20 protein-coding genes and 1 pseudogene are annotated in these 23,102 nt (G+C 56.1%); 10 read left to right on the forward strand and 11 right to left on the reverse strand.

Annotated features, from left to right (window positions below):
• Nucleotides 1–179: 179 nt before the first annotated feature.
• Nucleotides 180–1,142 carry an NAD(P)H-quinone oxidoreductase gene (locus tag QRN20_RS03775; RefSeq protein WP_088235757.1) on the reverse strand — a complete coding sequence of 321 codons (963 nt, stop codon included), beginning with the start codon at nt 1,140–1,142 and terminating at the stop codon, nt 180–182.
• A 137-nt stretch (nt 1,143–1,279) separates the two neighbouring features.
• Here QRN20_RS03775 and QRN20_RS03780 point away from each other — a divergent pair, with 137 nt between their 5' ends.
• Nucleotides 1,280–3,361, forward strand: coding sequence for a carboxy terminal-processing peptidase (locus QRN20_RS03780; protein WP_172669391.1), 2,082 nt, complete (start codon nt 1,280–1,282; stop codon nt 3,359–3,361).
• 121 nt (nt 3,362–3,482) lie between these two features.
• A complete protein-coding gene (locus tag QRN20_RS03785; protein WP_004879370.1) occupies nt 3,483–5,255 on the forward strand; it encodes a bifunctional diguanylate cyclase/phosphodiesterase in 1,773 nt (590 codons plus the stop codon).
• An 83-nt stretch (nt 5,256–5,338) separates the two neighbouring features.
• On the opposite strand, the gene QRN20_RS03790 is transcribed toward QRN20_RS03785, so the two are convergent.
• The 4 genes from QRN20_RS03790 to bamJ form a co-directional block, all read right to left on the reverse strand.
• A complete protein-coding gene (locus QRN20_RS03790; RefSeq protein ID WP_058431936.1) occupies nt 5,339–5,722 on the reverse strand; it encodes a hypothetical protein in 384 nt (127 codons plus the stop codon).
• The gene (locus QRN20_RS03795) at nt 5,719–6,054 is read right to left on the reverse strand and encodes a helix-turn-helix domain-containing protein (protein WP_025995143.1); all 336 of its coding nucleotides are present in this window, start codon (nt 6,052–6,054) and stop codon (nt 5,719–5,721) included. The genes QRN20_RS03790 and QRN20_RS03795 overlap by 4 nt, the downstream gene beginning before the upstream one ends.
• A gap of 92 nt (nt 6,055–6,146) precedes the next feature.
• Nucleotides 6,147–6,599, reverse strand: coding sequence for a YkvA family protein (locus tag QRN20_RS03800; protein WP_004879364.1), 453 nt, complete (start codon nt 6,597–6,599; stop codon nt 6,147–6,149).
• 364 nt (nt 6,600–6,963) lie between these two features.
• Complete coding sequence (gene bamJ / locus QRN20_RS03805; RefSeq protein ID WP_004879361.1) at nt 6,964–7,731, reverse strand: BamJ family beta-barrel-assembly machinery protein; 768 nt, start codon at nt 7,729–7,731, stop codon at nt 6,964–6,966.
• Nucleotides 7,732–8,420: 689 nt separating this feature from the next.
• Here bamJ and QRN20_RS03810 point away from each other — a divergent pair.
• A complete protein-coding gene (locus tag QRN20_RS03810) occupies nt 8,421–8,957 on the forward strand; it encodes a cupin domain-containing protein (protein WP_029241946.1) in 537 nt (178 codons plus the stop codon).
• Between the two features lie 65 nt (nt 8,958–9,022).
• Here the strand turns inward: QRN20_RS03810 and QRN20_RS03815 are convergent, their stop codons facing one another.
• Complete coding sequence (locus QRN20_RS03815) at nt 9,023–10,213, reverse strand: CaiB/BaiF CoA transferase family protein (RefSeq protein ID WP_122491015.1); 1,191 nt, start codon at nt 10,211–10,213, stop codon at nt 9,023–9,025.
• Nucleotides 10,214–10,333: 120 nt separating this feature from the next.
• Nucleotides 10,334–10,690 carry a hypothetical protein gene (locus tag QRN20_RS03820; protein ID WP_371306663.1) on the reverse strand — a complete coding sequence of 119 codons (357 nt, stop codon included), beginning with the start codon at nt 10,688–10,690 and terminating at the stop codon, nt 10,334–10,336.
• A 495-nt stretch (nt 10,691–11,185) separates the two neighbouring features.
• Between QRN20_RS03820 and QRN20_RS03825 the strand changes: the two genes are divergently transcribed.
• Nucleotides 11,186–12,001: a DUF1868 domain-containing protein gene (locus QRN20_RS03825; RefSeq protein ID WP_029241949.1), complete on the forward strand. Its 816-nt coding sequence runs from the start codon at nt 11,186–11,188 to the stop codon at nt 11,999–12,001.
• Between the two features lie 330 nt (nt 12,002–12,331).
• Here the strand turns inward: QRN20_RS03825 and QRN20_RS03830 are convergent.
• The 3 genes and pseudogenes from QRN20_RS03830 to QRN20_RS03840 all read right to left on the reverse strand — a co-directional run.
• Nucleotides 12,332–12,598, reverse strand: a pseudogene (locus QRN20_RS03830) (helix-turn-helix transcriptional regulator); the annotation flags it as partial.
• A 5-nt stretch (nt 12,599–12,603) separates the two neighbouring features.
• Nucleotides 12,604–13,143 carry a YbhB/YbcL family Raf kinase inhibitor-like protein gene (locus QRN20_RS03835; protein ID WP_285360009.1) on the reverse strand — a complete coding sequence of 180 codons (540 nt, stop codon included), beginning with the start codon at nt 13,141–13,143 and terminating at the stop codon, nt 12,604–12,606.
• Between the two features lie 265 nt (nt 13,144–13,408).
• Nucleotides 13,409–14,635 (reverse strand): OprD family outer membrane porin, encoded by a 1,227-nt coding sequence (locus QRN20_RS03840; protein ID WP_058431929.1) that lies wholly within the window; start codon nt 14,633–14,635, stop codon nt 13,409–13,411.
• Between the two features lie 215 nt (nt 14,636–14,850).
• Here QRN20_RS03840 and QRN20_RS03845 point away from each other — a divergent pair, with 215 nt between their 5' ends.
• From QRN20_RS03845 to QRN20_RS03865, 5 genes are all read left to right on the forward strand, one after another.
• Nucleotides 14,851–15,750, forward strand: a complete 900-nt coding sequence (locus tag QRN20_RS03845; protein ID WP_029241951.1) for a LysR family transcriptional regulator — start codon at nt 14,851–14,853, stop codon at nt 15,748–15,750.
• Between the two features lie 279 nt (nt 15,751–16,029).
• Nucleotides 16,030–17,466, forward strand: coding sequence for a YfcC family protein (locus tag QRN20_RS03850; RefSeq protein ID WP_217670464.1), 1,437 nt, complete (start codon nt 16,030–16,032; stop codon nt 17,464–17,466).
• Nucleotides 17,467–17,512: 46 nt separating this feature from the next.
• Nucleotides 17,513–19,381 carry a CocE/NonD family hydrolase gene (locus QRN20_RS03855; protein ID WP_032663763.1) on the forward strand — a complete coding sequence of 623 codons (1,869 nt, stop codon included), beginning with the start codon at nt 17,513–17,515 and terminating at the stop codon, nt 19,379–19,381.
• Between the two features lie 119 nt (nt 19,382–19,500).
• Complete coding sequence (locus QRN20_RS03860) at nt 19,501–20,367, forward strand: serine hydrolase (RefSeq protein WP_029241954.1); 867 nt, start codon at nt 19,501–19,503, stop codon at nt 20,365–20,367.
• On the forward strand, nt 20,360–21,751 hold the full coding sequence (locus QRN20_RS03865; protein WP_058431926.1) for a CapA family protein: 1,392 nt from the start codon (nt 20,360–20,362) through the stop codon (nt 21,749–21,751). The genes QRN20_RS03860 and QRN20_RS03865 overlap by 8 nt, the downstream gene beginning before the upstream one ends.
• A gap of 68 nt (nt 21,752–21,819) precedes the next feature.
• On the opposite strand, the gene QRN20_RS03870 is transcribed toward QRN20_RS03865, so the two are convergent.
• A complete protein-coding gene (locus QRN20_RS03870; protein ID WP_029241956.1) occupies nt 21,820–22,014 on the reverse strand; it encodes a hypothetical protein in 195 nt (64 codons plus the stop codon).
• 272 nt (nt 22,015–22,286) lie between these two features.
• On the opposite strand from QRN20_RS03870, the gene QRN20_RS03875 reads away from it, so the two are divergent.
• Nucleotides 22,287–23,102 (forward strand): DUF1868 domain-containing protein, encoded by an 816-nt coding sequence (locus tag QRN20_RS03875; RefSeq protein ID WP_029241957.1) that lies wholly within the window; start codon nt 22,287–22,289, stop codon nt 23,100–23,102.

Below are 23,102 nucleotides of genomic sequence, written 5' to 3' on the forward strand. Positions count from 1 at the left end.
GGCGCCACCACGTCTTCGACGTAGCGCTGTTGCGCCGCAAACACCGGACCGTGGGAGGCGGCTTGCCGGCGATGAACGATGACGCGATTTTCCTGACACACCGCGTCGAATGCATCGCCGGCAAGCCGCCTCCCACAGTCAGGTGGTTACCAACGCGCAACCCGTAAAGGCCGCGGTCATCACTTCAGACTTTCGTCGATCACCACCACGATCTTGCCGGAGACCTGATTGGTCGCCAGCTCTTCGAACGCGGCTTCTGCGTCGTTGATCGAAAAGGTTTTGGCCAGTTGCGGTTTCAGGCGACCTTCCGTGAACAGCGGCCAGACGAACTGCCCCAGATCACGCAGCAGATCGGCCTTGAACGTTTCATCACGGCTGCGCAGGGTCGAACCCATCAAATGGATACGCTTGCCCAGCACATGCGCCAGATCCACTTGTGCTTCGCGCCCGCCCATCGTGCCGATCAGCACCCAGCGGCTGTCCAGCCCCAGCAGCTTGACGTTCAGCTCGGCGTAGTTGCCGCCGACCGGATCAAGGATGACGTCGAATGGTGCGAAATCGCTCAAAGCCTCCAGACTTTCGCTGCGCACCACGCCGCCCTGCGCACCCAATTCGACGCAATACGCCAGCCGCTCGGCCGAGCCGACACTGACCCATACCGGGCTGCCGAACGCTTTGCAAAGCTGAATACCGGCTGAACCAACGCCACTTGCGCCCGCGTGCAGCAACACCTTTTCGCCAGGTTTGAGACCCGCGAGCTGAAACAGGTTCAGCCAGGCTGTGGCGTAAACCTCGGGGATCGCAGCGGCTTCGTGCAGCGACAGGCCTTCCGGCACCGGCAACACATGACGCGCATCGACCACCACTTCTTCGGCCATCGCCCCGCCTGCCAACAGCGCGCAGACGCGGTCTCCGACCAGCCAGGACGTACCCGGACCGACTTCGGCAATGACGCCGGAGCACTCCAGCCCCAGCACGGTGGTAACACCCGGCGGCGGCGGATATTTGCCCGCGCGCTGCAACAGATCGGCCCGATTCAAACCCGCCGCAGCGACTTTGATGCGAACCTGCCCCACATCGAGAGCCGGACTTGGCTCTTCGACCCATTCCACATGTCCTTCCACGCCTTGCAATGCCTTCACAGTGCCTCCATAGTGAGTCCAGACTGAGCCCGTGGCTGTTTGCCCGGGCTTTTGCATTATGCGGCCGGGTTCAAAGGAACCGGCGACCTCAAAGACGGCCTAATATGCGTTATCAATTGTCCTCGCGTCGAATCAGCATGAAGCAACTATTCCCTAGCACCGCCCTCGCCCTGTTTGTCGGCCTCAGCGTTCTGCCGATGTCAGCCAGCACTTTCGCCGCCAACAGCTGGGATAATCTTCAGCCGGACCGCGACGAAGTGGTCGCCAGCCTGAACGTGGTCGAACTGCTAAAGCGGCACCACTACAGCAAGCCGCCACTGGACGACAAACGTTCAGCGATCATCTACCAGAGCTACATCAAGCAACTGGACCCGTCGCGCAGCTATTTCATGGCCAGCGATATTGCCGAATTCGACAAATGGCAGTTCCAGTTCGACGACTTCCTTAAGAGTGGCGACCTGAACCCGGGGTTCACTATTTACAAACGCTATCTGGACCGCATCAAGGCGCGTCTGGACTTTGCGCTTGCAGAACTGGCCAAGGGTGTCGACAAGATCGACCTCACCACCAAGGAAACCCTGCTGGTGGACCGCAAGGACGCCGCATGGCCCAAGGACACCGCCGAACTCGACGACCTGTGGCGCAAACGCGTCAAGGATGAGGTTCTGCGTCTGAAGATTGCAGGCAAGGACCCGGCGAAAATCCAGGAAACCCTGACCAAGCGTTACAAGAATCAACTGGCACGTCTGGGCCAGACACGCGCCGAAGATGTCTTCCAGGCGTACATCAACACCTTCGCCATGTCCTACGATCCGCACACCAACTACCTGTCGCCCGACAGCGCGGAAAACTTCGACATCAACATGAGCCTGTCGCTGGAAGGCATCGGCGCCGTGTTGCAGAGCGACAACGACAACGTGAAGATCGTGCGTCTGGTGCCGGCAGGTCCTGCGGCCAAGACCAAGCAGGTCGCTCCGGCCGACAAGATCGTTTCGGTCGCTCAGGGCGACAAGGAGATGGTCGACGTCATCGGCTGGCGTCTGGATGAAGTGGTCAAGCTGATCCGTGGTCCGAAAGGCTCCGTGGTCCGCCTGGAAATCATTCCGGCCAGCAATGCGCCGAATGACCAGACCACCAAGATCGTAGCCATCACCCGTGAAGCGGTGAAGCTTGAAGAGCAGGCAGCGAAGAAGTCGATCCTGCACATCAAGCAGGATGGCAAGGATTACAAACTGGGCGTCATCGATATTCCCGCCTTCTACCTGGACTTCAAGGCCTACCGTGCCGGCGATCCTGAGTACAAGAGCACCACCCGTGACGTGAAGAAACTGCTGACCGAGCTGCAGGCCGAGAAGGTCGATGGCGTGGTGCTGGATCTGCGTAATAACGGCGGTGGTTCGCTGCAGGAAGCCACCGAGCTGACCAGCCTGTTCATCGACCGCGGCCCGACCGTGCTGGTGCGCAACGCGGACGGCAAGGTCGATGTGCTGGAAGACGAAGCCAAGGGCGCGTTCTATAAAGGTCCGATGGCGCTGCTGGTTAACCGCCTGTCTGCGTCGGCGTCGGAAATTTTCGCGGGCGCCATGCAGGACTACCATCGCGCGCTGGTGATTGGTGGACAGACCTTCGGCAAGGGCACCGTGCAGACCATTCAGCCGCTCAACCATGGCGAGCTGAAACTGACCCTGGCCAAGTTCTACCGGGTGTCCGGACAGAGCACCCAGCATCAGGGCGTCGTGCCGGACATCACCTATCCGTCGCTGATCGACACCAAGGAAATCGGCGAGAGCGCACTGCCTGAAGCCATGCCTTGGGACAGCATCAAGCCGGCGATCAAGCCTGCCATTGATCCGTTCAAGCCATTCCTGGCGCAACTTCAGGCACGGCATGAAGCGCGCTCTTCCAAGGATGCCGAGTTCGTGTTCATCGAGGATCGTCTGGCCCTGGCCAAGAAACTCATGAACGAGAAGACCGTCAGCCTCAACGAGGCAGACCGTCGTGCCGAGCACGCGTCCATCGAGAGCAAGCAGCTTGCGCTGGAAAACACCCGCCGCAAGGCCAAGGGTGAAGAGCCGCTCAAGGAACTGAAGAAAGAAGACGAAGACGCGTTGCCGGTGGAAGACGAGAAGACCAAGCCGGAAGACGATGCTTACCTGTCTGAAACCGGTCGCATTCTGATCGATTACCTCGGTCTGAGCGCTTCGGTTGCCAAGAAGTAAGCCGCAGATGACGGTTGATGGCCAATTAGCAGCAACGGTCATCAAACAGTCATGAATCTGTCGTGAAATGACGGGCTGAACGCTAACGCGTTCAGCCCTTTTTATTGCCATCGAGACCATCATGACTGTAACTGAACAGCTGGGCGCACTGAGTTCCATTCTGGCTCGCGGCGACTTGCACAGCCTGTTTCAGCCAATTGTCTCGCTCTCGGAGCGCAGCATTCTGGGTTACGAAGCGTTGACCCGCGGCCCGTCCAACAGCCCGCTGCATTCGCCTCTGAATCTGTTCGCGGTCGCCCGACAGGCCGGCCGTCTCAGTGAGCTGGAACTGACCTGCCGCGAAAGCGCCTGTCGCCGGTTCAGCCAGCAGCAGTTGCCCGGCAAGCTGTTTCTCAACGTGTCTCCGGAATCCCTGCTCGAAGCCTCGCACCCGCCGGGCCGCACGCTTGAAATGCTGCGTCGCTACAACATCGCGCCCAAGAATGTAGTGATCGAACTGACCGAGCAAATGCCAACCGACGATTTCGATTTGCTCTACAACGCACTGCATCACTATCGGGACATGGGTTTTTCCATTGCGCTGGACGATCTGGGCGCAGGCTATTCCAGTCTGCGACTGTGGTCAGAGCTGCGCCCGGATTACGTGAAGATCGACCGGCACTTCATCGACGGCATTCACCAGGACGCCGTGAAGCGAGAGTTTGTCGGTTCCATGCTGCAAATGGCCAGAGCGTCCAGAGCCATCGTGATCGCCGAAGGCATCGAGCTGCCCGAAGAACTCGCGGCCCTGACCGACATGGGCGTGGATCTGGTGCAGGGCTACCTGCTGGCACGTCCTCAGGAACGCCCGTCACGCGACACGCGCGCCATGCTGCCCAAGGCAGAAGCACCGCCACCGGCACTGAACGAAGACGCCGCCGACCTCTCTGCCCTGCTCAGTCCACAGCCTTCAGTGAGTCAGTCCACCCCGACGGCTGATGTACTGGAAGCCTTTCGCAAGCAGGCCAACCTCAACTCACTGGCGGTGCTGGACGACGACGCAAGGCCTTGCGGTATCGTCCATCGCCATTCGCTCTCAGAAGCCCTGCTGAAGCCGTTTGGCACCGAACTGTTCGCCCGCAAGCCGATCAGCCGTTTGATGAGCGATGATTTTTTGGCTGTGGAAGTCAGCCAGTCGCTGCAGCAGGTCAGCCGCCTGCTTACCAGTCGGGCGCGGCAGCGCATCGAAGAGGATTTCATCATCACCCTCAACGGCGCTTATCTGGGACTGGGCCGGGTAATCGACGTGCTCAAGCTGATCACCGAGATGAAGATCCAGCAGGCGCGCTACGCCAACCCACTGACCCTGCTGCCGGGCAACGTGCCGATTCAGCAGTGTCTGACACGCCTGTTGCAGCAAGGTCGCGAGTCGATGATCTGTTACGTGGACATCGACAGCTTCAAGCCCTTCAACGACATCTATGGCTATGCACGCGGTGATGAAGTGCTGCTGTGTCTGGCGCAATGCCTCAACGACCGGGTGGACCCGAGCAGGGACTTCGTCGGCCATATCGGCGGCGATGATTTTCTGATGGTGCTGGGTTTCGACGACTGGGAAAGGCGTCTGAACAACCTACTCGAGGACTTCCAGAACCAGTGCCGCCGCTTCTACCGGGCCGAACACCTGGAAGCCGGCTGCTTCGTCGCACTCAACCGTCAGGGACAGCGTCAGGAGTTTGCGCTGCTGTCACTGTCGATTGGCGTGGTGCACCTGCGGGAAGAGAGCTGCGCTCAGATCAACGCCAGCCAACTGGCCGACCTGGCCTCGCAAGCCAAGCACTTCGCCAAGGACGTGGCGGGCGCCAGCATTCATGTCATCGACTCGTCGCGACTGGATCTGCTGGTGGATGCATGAGGTATTAACAGGCGGGACGGGGAGCCTCGTCACATTTGGCACAGGCTAGAAGTCTGATGAACCCTGCGCTTGAAAGCTGCCAATCAAACGCTACCCGCCTGCACTTCCACTTCCGGATAGCTGTACTCGAATACCCGCACTACTTCGGCGGCGTGCCATGACGCGGCAGCCACTCCGTCGGACGGACCGGAGAAACGACCCAGTCGTTCGACGCATTCGAAGAAGCCGGGCCGCGGCAGGCGGCTCGCGCCCTGACTGATCACCAGTGAACTGCGCAGTGGCTGTTCGGCACGGGCATCCATGGCGGCCAGATGCTCGAGCGCTGCGGTCAGTGTCTGCATGGCCGGGCTTGGCAACTGCAAGCGCTCCAGCAAGGCACGGTAGGTCACCAGATGCCGTTGACGACGCGCATGGTTCAGTTCGTTCAACAATCCGTCCCAGTGCTGACGACTGATGCGCACGCTCATGACTCACCCCGCCAGCCCGGCACGCCCAGCTCCCAGGCAAGGCTGCGCTTGATGGCCGCGTCGGGTTCACGCGTGCCGTTTTCGATCAATTCCAGGTATGAAGGGCTGATACCGACCGCGCGTGCCAGCGTGGCGACTTCCAGGCCCTTGGCAGTGCGCAACGCACCCAACTGGTCGAACGCAGGATGTTCAGCAACTTCAGGTGCTGGCTGAGCAGTCTCAGGGCGGAGCTTTTCGGCAAAGCCAGCGGCTTTGAGCAGCGCCTGATATTGAGCCCAGGGGAGGACTGCGTACTCCGGCTCACCATCACGAGATATCACTTGAAGATCCATAGACTCCCCTTGCAGGAAAACGCCACAGGTTGGAAGGCCTGTTCCATAGGGTGGCATCTTAACAGCGGAACGCTACGGGTTGCTCAAACGCTTCACTCGATGCGTTTCTCTTTCTCCAGCAATGCCTGGGTTTCGGGCAGTCGCTCGACCACCACCAGTTTTTCAGGTGGCTGCTGATCACGCCAGGCGCGGAACGCGTCGAGTTCGTCGGTCAGGTGCTTCATCACCCAGGCCAGCACGGCGATGTCGTCGAACATCCCCAGCCCCGGAATCCAGTCAGGTATCGCATCCAGCGGACTGAGGAAGTACATCAGGCCCGCCACGATGGACAGAATGGCCTTGGGGCTGATGTCACGGTACTCACCGCGCCAGTAAGCCAGGCACAGGCTCTGGAGAAGGCGCAGGTCATCCTTGAGCTTGCCCAGGCGACTGCCTTCACTGTTGCCCTTGCGCGCCACGGCGAACAACAGCCCCGGCAGGCGCCCCGCCGCGAGAAGTCGGCGCGCTCCTGGCAGGTAACGGATCAGGTTCCACGGTGCTTTCATGTTCACTCCCGCTCAGAAAAGGTGACGGTGCACATCGGTTCGATAACCTGCCGGTGGGGATGCCGCAAGGTTATCCACATTTGTTGTGGATAACCTTGTGAACAGCCGCCCTTTTTTACCTTGAAGTCCCCGTTTTCAGGGGCTTTGGGTTAGATCGGGCGTTTTTTACTCACATAAAAAAACCCACGAATTCGTTGACTTGGAACACTGTTGAGGCTAGCCCATCAGGCAAAACGGACTGTCAGACAATATTCTTCTCACGATCATGATAGTGGGACTGTAAGCGCCGCCAAGCGTTCGGCAAATAACCCACACACAAAAACGCCCTGTCGAGACAGGGCGTTTTCAGTAGCCAGGTGTTGCGTTACTTCTTGGCGGGAGCAGCCGGTTTGGCCGGAGCCGCCTCTTCTTCATCTGCATCAGGCGCCTGAGCAGCTGCCGGATCCTTGATGCCCAGCAGTTCCAGGTCGAAGACCAGAACCGAGTTGGCAGGGATCAGCGGGCTCGGGCTCTGCGCACCGTAAGCCAGGTCGCTAGGGATGAAGAGTTTGATCTTCTCGCCTACGTGCATCAGTTGCAGGCCTTCAACCCAACCCGGGATCACACCGCCAACCGGCAGATCGATCGGGCTGCCGCGCTCGACGGAGCTGTCGAACACCTTGCCGTCAGTCAGCTTGCCTTCGTAATGAACGGTTACGACATCAGTCGGCTTGGGCTGAGCGCCATCACCCTTCTTGATGATCTGATACTGCAGACCCGAAGCGGTGGTGACGACACCTTCTTTCTTGCCATTTTCTTCGAGGAATTTCTTGCCGGCAGCTGCCGACTCTTCACTCATCTTGGCCATACGCTCTTCGGCACGCTTCTGCAGCGCGGCGAAAGCTTCAACCAGTTCTTCGTCTTTCAGTTTCTGATCTTTCTTGCCGACAGCGTCTTCGATACCCAGGGCCACAGCCTTGGAATCCAGATCATCCATGCCTTCCTGAGCCAGGCTTTTGCCCATGTTCAGACCGATGCCATAAGACGCTTTTTGTGCCGGAGTTTTCAGCTCGACAGTGCTGGCTTGCTTGTCACAACCTGCGAGTACCAGACCGACCAGGGCAATCGCCGCTGCCAACCGATGCTGTTTCATGCTAATTCCTTGTTCATGCGCCAAAAGGGCAAACGAGTAAAGCCGCGAGCTTATCAGGCCGCCGCGATCAATGGCTACCGGCATCAGAGAGACAAAAGGCCGATAAGTTCAGGTATCCAAAGGTTTTACCGCCCTGGCACATGACCGTTCAGTTGCAGTTCAGCTCTGGAACCTCCTGCATACCCGCTCATCGTTATACACAAGTCAGCCTCAACACTGATCGTGCCCATCGTTCCGCGTGGGCATGCCGCCCGTGACGCTCCGCGTCACACATGGCACAGACTGTGGATTCAGTGAGCCGAGCGCATGGCTCAGGTCACCTTTGCGCCCTTACGGCGCGCTCTGCGGTGTTCATGCCATCGCGCTACAAAAGCGCATCAGCGCTGCTGCCTCACTGGATAGCCAGATGACTTGTGCATAACGATGAGTGCATACCCGGGGTCGATGCAGATCGCGACGGGCTCGATGTGTGGCACGGGAACGTCGAGCTCATCGATGGAGCGCGCAGCGGCTTCCAATTGGTATCCCGACAACCAATTCATATGAAGGACGACATGAAATTAAAGATAATTTTTAACTTTACCGCGATGTGGTTCGATTCTTTGCGCGGGGCATCACTGCCCTGAACTGCCACGGCCATCGATCGACGCCCGAGGCTTCATGCAGTTTTCAGTTATCAGGTAGGCCATATGCAACATCAGCAATGCTCGACTTCCAAAGCCTCGGCTCGCTTATCTCGCAAACCCACATGCCAGTGGGCCGTTCTCGCTGCAGCGATCCTGCTGCCTATGAGTAGCGGAGCATTTGCCACCGCATCACCTGCACCGCCAGCGCAAGGCATCAAGGCCTTCAGGTTATGCACCGGTCCTGACAACCTGTCGCACGTTATCCAGGGAACGCTGGATCAGAGCGCAGTGGCGGATGTGAGCGCACTCAACTTCAAGGAAACGCCGGCGCATGCAACCTATGACTGGCACCCAGCGCCGCAGGAGCAGTACGTGATCACGCTGTCAGGCACGCTGGAGTTTTCCACCACCGGCGGCGAGAATTTCGTACTGCACCCCGGCGAAGTCTTGCTCGCACAGGACACCACGGGACTTGGCCATCGCTGGAAGCTCATCGACGATCAGCCATGGCGCCGCGCTTATATCCTTACAAAATCGAATGCCGCGAAAGCGTTCATTGCAAAACCAGGCAGCTATGACAAGGGCGGGTGTCAGGTCTGAGTTGATCGTTGCGCGACCGGCACAGGCTCGGACATCTGGATCAGGTTCAATCGGTGATGAAACAGTCAGATGATCCCGAGCTTGCGCCACTGCACCCGGGTATCAGCGTCAATGCCGTGCGCTTCCAGCACCGCATCCGTGTGTTCGCCGAGGGCCGGAGCCGCCGAGCGCACCTGGCCCGGCGTGTCCTGCAACTTGGGCAGGATGCCCGGCAGCGTTACAGGTGTGCCGTCGTCCAGGGTGCTTTGCAGCAGCATGTCCCGCTCCAGATAGTGCGGGTCGCTGGCGATGTCGGCGGCGTCGTAGATCTTGCCTGCCGGGATCCGCGCCTCATTCAAGGCATTGAGCACTTCGTCCAGCGAACGCTCGGCGGTCCATGTCGAGATCGCTGCATCGATACGCGCCACATGTCGGACCCGACCATCGTTGTGAGCAAGGTCGGGATCATTGGCGAGGTCCATGCGGCCAATCTTTTCCATCAGCCTTCTATAGATGCTGTCGCCATTGCCTGCCACGAGCGCGTATTTGCCGTCATTGCAGCGATAGGCATTGGTGGGGGCGATGCCAGGCATGCTGCTGCCAGCCGGCTCGCGAACGACGTTGAACACTGAATATTCGGGAATCAGGCTTTCCATCATGTTGAACACCGACTCGTACAGCGCAACGTCGATCTGCTGCCCTGCCCCGCCGTTCTGATCGCGATGGCGCAGAGCGAGCAGAATACCGATCACCCCGTGCAGCGCCGACAGCGAATCGCCAATCGACACACCGACCCGAACAGGCGTACGCCCTGCTTCGCCCGACAGATGCCGCAGACCGCCCATGGCTTCGCCTATCACCCCAAACCCCGGTCGGTCGCGGTAGGGGCCGGTCTGTCCGTAACCGGAAACCCTCAGCATGATCAGCCTTGGATTGAGCGCATGCAGTTCTTCCCAGCTCAGCCCCCAGCTTTCGAGGGTGCCAGGACGGAAGTTTTCGATGAGTACGTCGGCATCGCGAATCAGACGGCGAACCGCTTCCTGCGCCTGCGGCTGACGCAGATCGAGGGTGACCGACTTCTTGTTACGTGACTGCACCGCCCACCACACCGAAGTGCCGTTGTGCAGCAAACGCCATTTACGCAGCGGGTCGCCCGTCAGCGGCGGCTCGACCTTGATGACCTCCGCGCCGAACTCGCCGAGCATTTTCGCGGCAAACGGCCCGGCGATCAGTTGCCCCAGTTCTACGACCTTGATGCCCTGAAGAGGTAAGTTCATGACGCTTCCACTCTGGTTCGAGAACACCGGATGATCCGCGCAAATGCAAGGAATGAAAAGTCACTGATCAAAAGCAGGCAAAAAGCCCCGCAATGGCGGGGCTCCTGTTGCTCGCTTGACTTACTGAGTGCAGGCCAGTTGAAAACTCATGGCCGAATCACCAGCAGGTTCGTTCTTGCCCACCATAAGGCCCAGCACATTGACCTTTTCAGTTGTCGCCGCGCCGCCCAACTTGGCGTGACCGTATAACAGACGATCATAGTCGGAGGTATCAATCGAAGACACCGAGCAGAAACCAGGTGCCTGTTTGAACAGCCCTTCCGCGAACAGAACGTCATAAGTTGCGAAGTAATCTTTCTGATTGGTCAGCTTCACCGCCTTGATCCATGCAGAAGATTGCGCTACGACGCGACCTTGTTGATCAATGGTCGCCGTATGCAGCGCTGGAGAGGCCATGACACCGGCAGAAACCGCCATGGCGCACGAGACCAGTAGTCCTTTGATACAGTTATTCATATAAATCCCTTTATAGTTTCCAACGACATAAAATGTATTTTTTTACGAACCGATTATTTCCTATAAGACAATCGATCCATAGTCAGTGCCAGCCCTTGAAAGCGCCAGCCAACGCAATGCAGCTAATACCAGAGAAATGCGAAAATCAAGCTCAATACAGGCGCTTTAACTTATAACTAACCAATTACAAAACACCCGGACAATTCGTACAACACTCAGAATCGATAACTGACAGGATCGATAAACTTTAACCCGCATAAGAAAACCGTATTGATGAGGTCGTTGCTATCAGGAATTTCATCAAGACATGTCTATCTGCCATCGACAAACCTGCTATCTTCGCGGCGCGAATAACGGTTCCCGTCATTTCCTCGTCATTAACCGTCGGTAGGGTCTGCGCAAAATTGGAACCTTCCCATTCCAGCCTTTACCGAACGCACTGATGGAAACTCCTACGTGACAAACGTAAAACTGCTGCGCCGCGCGTTCCTGCTTCAAGCCTGTGCCATGACCACCGGTGTCGCACTTGCCGCTTCGCCTGCGTCGCCCCTGCTTACAATGCCGCAACACAAGGGCACCAGGCCCTCTGACGTCAATCGCAAATTCTTCGAGAACGGCAAGGCGCGGCCGTTCGCCGGGAATACGATCATCAGTCAGATTCCGTTGCGAACACCGCTGAGCGACGCGCTCACCACTGTCAGGAATACACTGGCCGCCCAGGAGTTCAGTCAGTGCCTGAGCCTGCTGCCGCCCTCCAGCTACCACATGACGGTCTTCGAAGGCGTGATCGACGAACAGCGCAAACCGCCGTTCTGGCCCGTTGAGGTCGCCAAAGACGGCAGTGTTCAAACCTGCACGGATTACTTCACCGAACGCTTGATTGACTTCGATCTCGACGATGAATTCGAGCTGCGGATGCAGGTAGACGACTTCAATGTTCACAAGGACAGCGGCGCTACGATTCGGCTTGTTCCGGCCAGCGTGCAGGAAAACAAAAAAATCCGTGACCTGCGTGATCGCCTGGCTCAGCGCCTGGGTATCCGCGCACCGGATCATGATCAGTACGGGTTTCACATCTCATTGGGCTATCTGGTGAAGTGGATGACCGACGCACAAACCCTTGAATATGCGGCCGTTCAGCAGAAATGCCTGACGTTCCTGCGCGAGACCCTCGAGGTGTTCGCGCTGGATGCACCCAGATTCTGCACCTTCAACGACATGCTGACGTTCGACGACAAGTTCGCCATTGGCAAGCAGCCTGAAACGATTTGAAACGGCGCCTTTTGAATGCGCCCCCCTCAAGCAGAACGCATCATCCACAGCAGCACCGTGCGTTGATTCATCGCAGTCCTGAAGATTCAGAGGCGGGAGATACCAGCACCCGCGACGTACCGTCAAAGTGAACTGGATGACCTGATTGATACCGATATCGCGACGATTGAAGCGGTACTTCAAGCCTTGCAAACAGTGCCAGCGGCGACCGAGAAAAAGCAGAAGCCCAAGCGCACTGAATTGCATTGCCAGCAGAGGTTCCACGCACGGTGATCAGAATGCTTAAATTGATGTCCGCAATTCACGTGGCGACAGGCCATAGTGTGAGCGAAAGCGCACCGCATCGGCGATGTAGTGACCGGGAAGGCCGGGGAAGTTTGAGATACCAAGCTCGCGCCCGGCCGGCATCAAAATCAGATGCTGCGGCCCTGCACGCATCTCCCGATCATCCCATTGCAACAGTTTTTCCCCCTGTCGCACTCGACACAGGGTGGTCACGAACACCGGTACCCTTGGCAGGGCAAGGGGCTGTCGCGCCCGTATGACACACGCATCGATAATGTTTTCCCGGTGCTGTATGCCGTCACAAGGGCGCATCGTTCTTAACGTCCGTAAGTTGAAGTAATGGTCGCTTTGGCCAGGGCGTTGGCATTGAGCATGAACCCAACCAAGGCGCCACTGGCCTCACCGTCGAGAGGTAGCTTATCTACTTTCAATGCCCATACGGTGAATTGATAGCGATGGGGTTTATCCCCTACAGGTGGGCAAACCCCGCCAAATCCCGGCAGGCCATAATCGGTTCGCCCTTGTACCGCACCGGCAGGCAGGTTCGCCCCCACGCCTCTTGGCAAACTATTGGTAGAAGCTGGAAGGTTAACCACCGTCCAATGCCACCAACCGCTACCGGTCGGTGCATCGCGATCGTAGACCGTGATCGCGTAGCTTTTAGTGCCTACGGGGGCGTTTGTCCAAGAAAGCTCAGGAGAAGTGTTTCCACCTTCGCAACCGAAGCCTTGGAACACTTCGCGATTGTTCAGCGAGCGGTTGTCAGCAATATCCCGGCTGGTCAGTGAGAAGTCGGCAGCGTATCCACTGAGTGCTACTGCCATGGAAAGTGCAGGCAGGATTAACCTGATGCTCATTGAGGCTCCATCCGAGTCTTAAAGTGAAGCCCGATTCTAGGTTGAATAAAGAGTAAGGACTGTGCCGAAATGCTCGACAACAGTGCCGAAACGCTCGATTGCTTCAGGCAAACTATTGACTCCCGACCTGTGTGGGCCAGACGCTTACCAAACAATGCGGGACGATAACTAAATAATAATTGAAGGCGCGTACAGGCTTAGAGAGTCGGAGGATGACCTGCCCCATAAACCTGCCACGCTCAGACCAGGGTTCACCGTGAGTGACTCACCAAAGCGCTAAATCATAGGTCAAATAAAGCCGGTTATCGTCATGATTGGCTGAGTAATCCGTACGAAATGTAGCCCCACGATATTCAAGACCGAGCCCTTTGAACGCTCCGCTCTGCACCACGTACCTCAGTGTAGAGTCACGTTCCCACTCACTGGCTGCGCGTTTTTTGTACTCTCCGCCACCGGCGGTGTAATACCGACTCATAAAGGAGAGCCCCGGAAATCCTAGCCCGACAAAGTCATAATCATAGCGAAGCATAGCGGTATGCTCGTTAGCCTGAACAAATTTACCGACGTTGGCATTAGTGAACGAGTAGACTGAACCGCCATTAATATAGGGCAATGATGTCTCGCCCGTTACTTTCTGATAACCCAGGCCGACGGCATGATTTCCATACCCCAGTGTCCATAACCCACTGAACATCGTAGCGTCGACATTTCCGGCCCAAGCGCTACCCGACTTGTCACTCGAAAAATATCGCAGATCCGACGTCAATGAAAGCGAACCAAAATTCAGCTTGTGATTCAGCCCCAAAAACGTCTGACTGTAGAAATCCTCCATCGTCCCGTAGTAATACGACAGACTGAGCTGCTTACCTAAACTGTACCGCCCCCCCGCAAAATCAAAATCGGCATCTTTGGCACCGCCATAACCAACGGGTGTAAAACCTTCATTATTAGAAGAGTTGCGCAGTTTTTCTTGATCCAGATGGCCGGCTTGAACATAGAGCCCCTCAATCCCCCTGTACTCAATCTGACTGCCAGTGACTGTTTGCGGCAGGATACGCCCGTCATTGGTTACCAACACGGGAATTTTAAGCTCCGATGTCCCCTGACTGAACAACGCATCCCGGTATCTTGCTTTACCGGTCAGGCCAACACTGGAGAACTCCGACACCGCATGCCCGTCAGAATTGACGGGCAGCAAACCTGTATTGGTGTGCGCCGGACTTGAATCCAGACGAAGGGCCGCCAACCCTTGACCTTCCAATGCAAAGCCAACCGTCCCAGGCGTAAAACCGGATTTTACATTCAATAACACCCCTTGCGCCCACTCACGGCGGTCATTGGCACCTTCATGATAGTCATCATTAAAATAATAGTTTCGAAACTGTACGTTTGCATGCGAGCTGTCTGAAAACCCTTCTGCATTACTTTTCGGAACCAGGCCAATCATTAATGACGCACACAGAAACCCACCACGTCTATAAACACAACGCATACGATCCTCCACGCTTTTTTGGATTTTTTTTAGCAGTCGGAGAGCCCGAGAAAAAAGCAAACCCTTTATTGTTTTTCTAGACACACGTTCGTCCAGACACGACACTATTAGGGAAATTACAAGCCCACAAGAGTATGAGTATCACGCATACATCTATGCGAATTTTCGCGAGGCCGAGTCAGCTACAACAATCGATGAAAGAGAGGAGTAGCAGCATGAACTTCAAGCAACTCGAAGCCCTTCAGGCAATCATCGCGACAGGCTCCACCACGGGAGCCGGCTCCAGAATGGGCCTATCACAATCTGCCGTCAGTCGGCTTCTAGGGCAGCTTGAGGAGTCTCTGGGAATAATCCTGTTCGCACGGAAGAAAGGACGCCTGATCGCGACACCCGAAGCTGCTGAACTACTGGCAGAAATAAGCAAGGTCGTGGATCAGATCCAGAGAGTCCAACGTCTGGCGGATGAGATTCGATTAGGAGGCGTGCGCAAGACGTTGATCAAAGTTGGGGTGCCCACGAGCATGGCCCAGCAGATGATGCCTCGTGTGGTGTCTGGTTTCCTGAAGCAGCATGAAGACTCTGTTGTGGAGATCGTATCGGGCTCCTACGAAACGATCGAGCGGGCCATTCTGGATCGCTCGGTCGACCTTGGAATTATTCGGATGCCCAGCGAGATAGCTGACTTCGAGATCGATTACACCGTCACCACGGAGGCCGTTTGTGTAATGCCTGCCGAGCACCCCCTGAGCAAGCAATCGTTTGTTTCAATCGAAGACCTGAGAAACACCCCCCTCGTCCTGCTGGGGCGACAACGCACACTGCGCACCGATTTAGACCTGGCCTTTCGCGCCGCCAATTTGAGACCACAGGTCAGAGTAGAGGTCCACTCGGCAGCTGTTGCCTGCGGGTTTGTAGCAGAGGGGTTAGGCGTATCGATCATCAACTCCCTGCTGGCGTCCCATTTCGAACAGCTTCCCATCGTATCTCGCCCGTTGAAACCATTGATTGAATATACATTTGGATTAGCCTTTCACCCCAGCCAGCCTCGTTCCACGGTGGTGGACGATTTTGCCAGGCACCTTATCGCCTACCTAAGCGACCGGAGCGCCACATAAAAAGCCATAAACGCATAAGGGTATCTCGATAAGTCATAATCTTGCGGACCCAAACAGTTGCTTGATAAGGTCAGTTTGAATCAAATCGATAACAGAAAAATAAAAAAGAGATCCCCTCATGAGCGTAAACATCGAGCACCTCATAACCCACAACAAGAAACAGTCGACTGACCCACACCCAGAAAAATAAACGGTACTTTTGCACCCACTGCCAATGAGCCAGAACCGTGTTCTGTTTTATAAAAGTTAGCGCCTGTGCGCGAGCAAGAGTGTTCTACCATGACAGTCATCACCCCACACAACACCCCTGTCGACGGGACCGTTTCTGACAACAAGCCCTCGACATCCAGCACGCAAATAAATCCGGCAGTTATTTTATTGGCCATCGTCTTCGTGGCTGTGCTGCTCACGTATATCGTCGATTCCGGGGAATACACGCGAAAAGGCGAGCTTGTATTACCTGGCACTTTCCAGTCGCTCGAAAAAAACAGTTCTCCCCTCCACCTGTTCAGCGTCGATGGCCGTAAGGAGACTGATGTCAAACCCGTTTCGATCATTGAGGGACTCATGGCAATCCCAAGGGGGCTGGTTAAGCAGTCCGGCTTGATTTTCATGGTCATCTTGATCGGCGGTATGTTTGGTGTGCTCAACAAGTCAGGGACAATAGATTCCGGCTTGACCCGCATGTTGGCCCTTGCCAGGGGAAATATATACCTATTGGTCCCCTCCATCATGCTGATACTTTCATTGGGCAGTTCGTGTCTCGGGATGGCCAAAGAATACGTCATGGTCGTCCCTCTGATGGTGGCCATGGCCCATAGAATGGGACTACCTACCATTATCGGACTGGCCATTGTGGTCATCTCGGTCAAGATTGGCTTTCTTTCATCCATTTCCAATCCCGTCGCGTTAGGCATTGCTCAACCTATTGTCGGCCTGCCCGTATTCAGCGGGATGGGAATGCGCGCGGCGACCTTCGTTGTATTCATGCTGGTGGGTACCGCGTTCGTCCTGATGTGCATTCGCCGCACGGGAGTCGACGTCAGAGCCCATGTCATCAATGACGACAAACGCCTTTCCGTTCGACATGTAGTCACCCTGATTGCCCTGCTGGCAGGCGTAAGTTTTCTCGTTTATGCCTCCAATACGTGGAAATGGAAATTCACTGAACTCAGTGCCTACTACATCGGGATGAGCATTGTTTTCGCGGCCATCAGTGGTATCGGCGCAACAGCGGCGGCAGATGCGTTCCTGAGCGGTATGAAGAAGGTCATGATGGCGGGCCTCCTGATTGGAATGGCCACTGCGGTAGAGGACGTTCTTTCCACCGGGAAGATTCTGGACTCCGTAGTGAATGGCCTGGCGGGCCTGATTGGTGGGCACAGCCCCGTTGTTTCAGCTTTCGGTATGTTTTTTTCCCAGCTGTTTCTCGATGTATTGATTCCGTCTACTTCGGGAGGCGCTGCAGTCACGATGCCCATTTTTGGTCCACTTGGCCAACTGACCGGTGTGACGGCTCAGACAAGCGTCTACGCGTTTTTACTGGGGCATGGGCTGACCAACATGATCACGCCGACATCCAGTGGCTTGCTGGTACTGCTCGCCACTGCGCAAGTAGGTTGGGGACAATGGGCGCGTTTTATTCTTCCACTGTTCGTTACTTTCTTCTGCATCGCACTCGTCATGCTCGCCATCGCGGTCTCCATTGGTTATTGATTAAGCCGCCGTGTTCTTCGAACAGGGCGCTTCAAAGGGTCTATTGATGAACACTACTTCCGTATCCGGTTTTGATGCGCTGGAGGTTCTGCACGATCAGCGGATAACCGTGCGCGACGGCATTGCCCTGGCAACGGATATCTATTTTCCTCGTGATCGAAGCGGCGCACTGCCGGTCATTATCGAACGCACCCCCTACGACAAAACCCGTCCGTCTCGATCGGAACTTAACATTGACGGACATTTGCTAACGCGTGAAGAAATGGCGGCCCGTTTTGCCGCCGCAGGGTTCATTACCGTGTTCCAGGATTGCCGAGGCCGATACGCATCAGAGGGAGAGTTCGTCAAATACTTGTCCGAAGGCGAGGATGGATTCGACACCTTGGTCTGGTTGCTTGAGCAGCCATGGTGTAACGGCAGGATTGGCAGCATGGGACTTTCTTATGCGGCACATACTCAGCTGGCAATGGCATGCCTGAATCCACCCGGGCTCATGACAATGGTGCTGGACTCCGGTGGTTTTTCCAACGCTTATCACTGTGGTATCCGACAAGGCGGCGCCTTCGAGCTCAAACAGGCAACCTGGGCTTATAAACAAGCGCTGCAAAGTCCAGCGGCGCTGGCAAACCCCGCTGTATTAAAAGCGCTCAAAGGGGAAGATATTCGGCACTGGTTTACACATATGCCATGGGTACGAGGTCAATCGCCGCTGCGCCACGTCCCGGAATATGAGGACTATTTGTTCGAGCAATGGGGCAAGGGAAGTTTCGGTCCTTATTGGGAGCAGATCGGGATCAACGCCGAGCACCATTACCACAATGTGCCGGATATCCCGATCCTGCACATGTCCAGTTGGTATGACGCCTATGTCGGCTCCACGCTGAAGAATCGAACCTCACTGAGTGAATCCAAACGCGCCCCACAACACTTGATAATGGGACCGTGGCTACACGGTGATCGCAACATCACTCACAGCGGCAACGTCGATTTCGGCCCATCTGCAGCGTTTGATGGCCAGGTAGACACTGACTGGTTGACCTGCCGTATACGCTGGTTCGAACAGTGGCTGACACCCAACGATGAACACCACTCCACTGCCGCTGTTCAAGTGTTCCTGATGGGGGGCGGCACCGGTCAGCGCGGTGAGGATGGGCGGCTGCAACACGGAGGCAATTGGTTGAGTGGCGAAACGTGGCCTCTGCAAGGCAGCCGGGAAAAGGTGCTTTACCTGCACCACAACCTCAGCCTGACATTGCAGTCGCCAACCGACACTGACGCGAGCATGAGTTACATATGCGACCCGGAACAGCCGGTTCCAACCATCGGCGGAGCCCTGACCTCCGGCGCCCCTGTGTTCTTTGGTGGGGCTTTTGATCAACGTGAAACGCCCGAGTTTTTCGCCAGCCAAGGCAACAATCTTCCGCTGTGCGCCAGACCGGACGTGCTGTCTTTTCAAACAGCGCCGCTGGAAGAAGATCTCATCGTGGCCGGTCCGCTGTCGATTGAACTCTGGGTGGAAAGCGATGGACTGGACACCGACTTCACCGCCAAGTTGGTCGATGTGTACCCTGCCTCTGCTGACTATCCACAGGGTTATGCCATGAATATTACCGATGGCATCTTGCGCTGCCGTTATCGGGACGACTGGTCGACCCCCTCACTGATGACGCCAGGGGAACGCGTAAACATTCGGATCGAACCGTTCGCGACCTGCAACCGATTTGCCAAGGGGCACAGGCTGCGACTGGATATCGCCAGCAGTAACTTCCCTCATTTTGACGTAAATCCCAACAGCGGTGAGCCTGAGGGCCAGGGCCTGCGAAAAATGAAAGTACTCAACACAGTGCACATGTCCAGGCACTGCCCTTCCCGCTTGATATTAACTGTTCTGGAGGGCCCTGAGCAGCTTCGATAACACCCCTGAACTGTTGGGTACATTTTAAGATTCCAATCACCTTTTCAACGACGCTCCTCTTCAACCAAGCCGTGTTTAACCGAGCTATGAAGAGCGCTCACACTCGCCTCGGAGTCAGCATGCGAACCGTGATAAACCAACTCAATACTATCTGCGAAGAACAGCCTTATATCACCGCCTGGTACTTCAAGAACCTGATCACCGGGGAAGTTGCACACCGATTCGGTCATATTCCATTCGTGGCGGGAAGTACGCGCAAGACGTCGATTTTGATGGCGGTACTTCGTGAAGTACACAGAGGACATCTCGATCTCAACGAACCCATACGGTATGAGGAGCGACTCCGTGAGGGCGTGATGTCCGGAACATTCAAATACCTGACACCGGGGTTCAGCATCAGCCTGCGAGATGCGCTGGTCCAGATGATTATCGTCAGCGACAACGTATGCACTCGCATGGTGTTGGAGCGTATCAGCCTCGCCCGGATCAACGACTTTTGCCAGTCATTGGATATGGGCAATACCTCCCATCGAAATACAATTCCTCGTCCCGACCTGGCCATCGACCACAAACTTGAAGAAGTCACCACTACGTCTGCCTTCGATCAAGGCCTGCTATACGACCTGATCCTCCAAGGCAGTGTGAACCCTGCAACTGCGACCTTGCTCGGTTGCTCGTCTGAACAATGCGCCTTCGCTCTGGATGTTCTCAGCTGGCAGAAGCTTCGTACCAAGATGGCCTCATTACTACCGGCGGATACGAAGATCGCACACAAGGGAGGGACCGGTAAGCGCGGTCGAATGGATGGCGGCATCGTCTTTCGTGACGGAGCTCCGCTGTTTATTTTCACGGGCTACACCGATCAGGTTCCGCTCGTCATGCCTGACGGATTGCCCGGCTATGCGTCAGCGTTCTCGACCTTGGGAAGATTGGCACGAACCTGTTGGGATTCCATCCCGGCAACCGGAGCACTGACGCATGGATAAGCAACTTGATAAAAGCGCAAACGCCAATAAAACGCCTGGAGAACTCTCATCCTCCTGGACTTCGGCCAATGTCGAAGAAGGCTTCACCTTGGTAGCAGTGGGCGACCTGATCATTTCCGATGCCATCCATGCGCGCGTGCACCGTCGCTCCCCGGATCTACTAAATGTGCTGAAAAACGCTGACGTGACCTTCGGTAATTTCGAAGGCACCGCCATTGATCTTCAGCAGTACTCAGGCTATCCATCGGCCTTGTCAGGGGGCTCTTGGTTGATCAGTACACCCGCTGTGGCCGAGGATCTGAAGACGATGGGCTTCAATCTGGTCAGCCGGGCAAACAATCACAGCACCGACTGGGGCGTTCAGGGTATGCGCAGCACAGACGAACTGTTTCGTCGTGCCGGCGTCGTGCAGGCAGGGACAGGGGAAACACTCGCCCAGGCCAGCGCACCCGCGATGTTGAACACCCCTGCCGGGCGAGTCTCACTGGTAGCCGCAGCCTCCCGCTTCGAGGCCGATGCTCGTGCCATCGATCCACTGGGTCAGATCCAGGGGCGGCCTGGCCTCAACGCTCTGCGTACCACCCGATTCGTGCTGGTCTCCGAAGAGCGCCTGCATCAACTGGCCGAACTGCGTGACTCTCTCCCTAAAGGGATGATGCGACGCTCAGTGCTGGCGAGCGATGCTAAAAACCAGCTCGTGACGCTGTTCGACACCAAGTATCGGGCCCGTACTCAACTGGATAAGGAGGTCGAGTTCTCTTTCACGCCGGATGAACGAGACAGGCTCCGTATCTTGCATAGCATCCGGCAGGCCAAACAGACGTCTGACTTCTCGGTGTTTTCGCTGCACACCCATGAGCCGGGCAACTATTGTGAAACACCACCTGACTTCATGCCGACCATCGCTCGCCAAGCTATTGATAACGGTGCCGATGCGGTGATTGGACATGGTCCGCATCAACTCCGGGGTATCGAAATCTACAAGGGGAAGCCTATCTATTATTCGTTGGGCAATTTCTTTTTCATGGAAAATCAACAATTCCCTATTACGCGGGATGAGTACGAAAAAGACCGTGTCGAGCCCGGTGCCATGACGGAAGCCGAATTCATGGAGCACCGTCGGGTACACGGTGTGTTCAAGGAGCAGATCTGGTACGAGAGCGTGATCGCGGTAAATAGATTCAGCTCGACCGGCACATTGCAAGAAGTGGTGCTGCACCCGGTGGAAATGCATTGGCAAGACGAGCGAGACGCGGATAGAGGCATTCCACGACTGGCTTATGGCGCTGATGCCCAGCGAATTCTGACACGTTTGCAGCGACTCTCTGCGGCCTACGGAACATCGCTCGAAATCGCGGGAGACCAGGGGGTTATCCGATTCTAAATGCCAGGTTGAAGGTGCCATTTCCGGGTGCCTCCAACTGCACAAAGCAACCTGGACGGCATAGGTACTCAGTTGGTTGGCATGCAGACGATATCCGCACCCTGCATGGCCAACAGCCGATAGACTTCCGGTAACCAGACGCCATAGTTGCGGCTCACCAACTCGGGTACTACAGCAATCTTCGCACCGGCGCCGGATGCTTCCTTGATCGAGCGCAGCGACACTTTCAGGGTTTCAGCCTTGTAGGCAACTCGTGGCTCCATTTGTAATGGCCGCCACCGTAGTGCTCGGAAATCTCTGGGGTTCATCAGAGGTTCGCGGCGCTGACATTTTATTTTTTCCAAAAAAAGCCCCCGAATGCGCATCTGTAGAAAAACCTGTTTCGCCGAAAAACTGAACAGGTTCCGACTACCCGAAACGCGCCTCTGTAATGTTCCTGTCACGAGTGATCAGTAGATTCACTAAAAATTAGAACGTTCTAATTTTAGAAAATATCTCAAGCTGTCAGTCCCCACGCACCAATGGAATTAGCCCGATGACGGACGTCAATACGTTTCGCCGTGTCTTTTTGCTGCAGGCCTGCACTCTGACTGCCAGTGCTGCATTTGCTGCATCCCCTGCGTCAACCATCCTCACAATGCCTCGGACCAAGGGCGACAAACCCTATGACGTCGACCGTAAATTTCATCCGGACGGGACGGCTCGTTCGTTCGCCGGAAATACCATCATCAGTCAAATACCCTTGCGCACTCCCATCAACGATGCGCTCACGGTAGTCAGAAATACCCTCGCGACCCACGGATTCAACCGGTGCCTGAGCCTGCTCCCCCCTTCCAGCTATCACATGACTGTATTTGAAGGGGTCATTGACGAACAACGCAAGGCACCGCTGTGGCCCACTGACGTTCCCCGCGACGCATCGGTGCAAACATGCACACAACACTTCACCGAACGCTTGAAGGACTTCGTGTTGGACGAGAACTTCCAGCTCCGGATGCAGATCGACGATTTCAATGTTTACAAAGACAGCGGTGCCACGGTGCGACTGGTTCCAGCCAACATGCACGAGCGCAATAAACTTCGTGATTTGCGAGATCGTTTAGCGCAATGCCTGGGCATTCGCTCCGCGGATCATGACAACTACGGATTCCACATCACACTGGGCTATCTAGTGCAGTGGATGGACGCTCGACAAACCCAAGACTATGCGACGGTTCAACACGATTGTCTGGCTTATCTGCACAAAACCCTCGGCGTGTTGGAGCTGGATGCGCCCCGCTTCTGCACCTTCAACGACATGCTGGCTTTCGATGACAAGTTCGCCATCGGTCAGCGCCCAGACACGCTTTGA

The sequence above is a fragment of the Pseudomonas sp. fls2-241-TYG-175 genome, assembly GCF_030209155.1.
GTDB lineage: Bacteria > Pseudomonadota > Gammaproteobacteria > Pseudomonadales > Pseudomonadaceae > Aquipseudomonas > Aquipseudomonas viridiflava.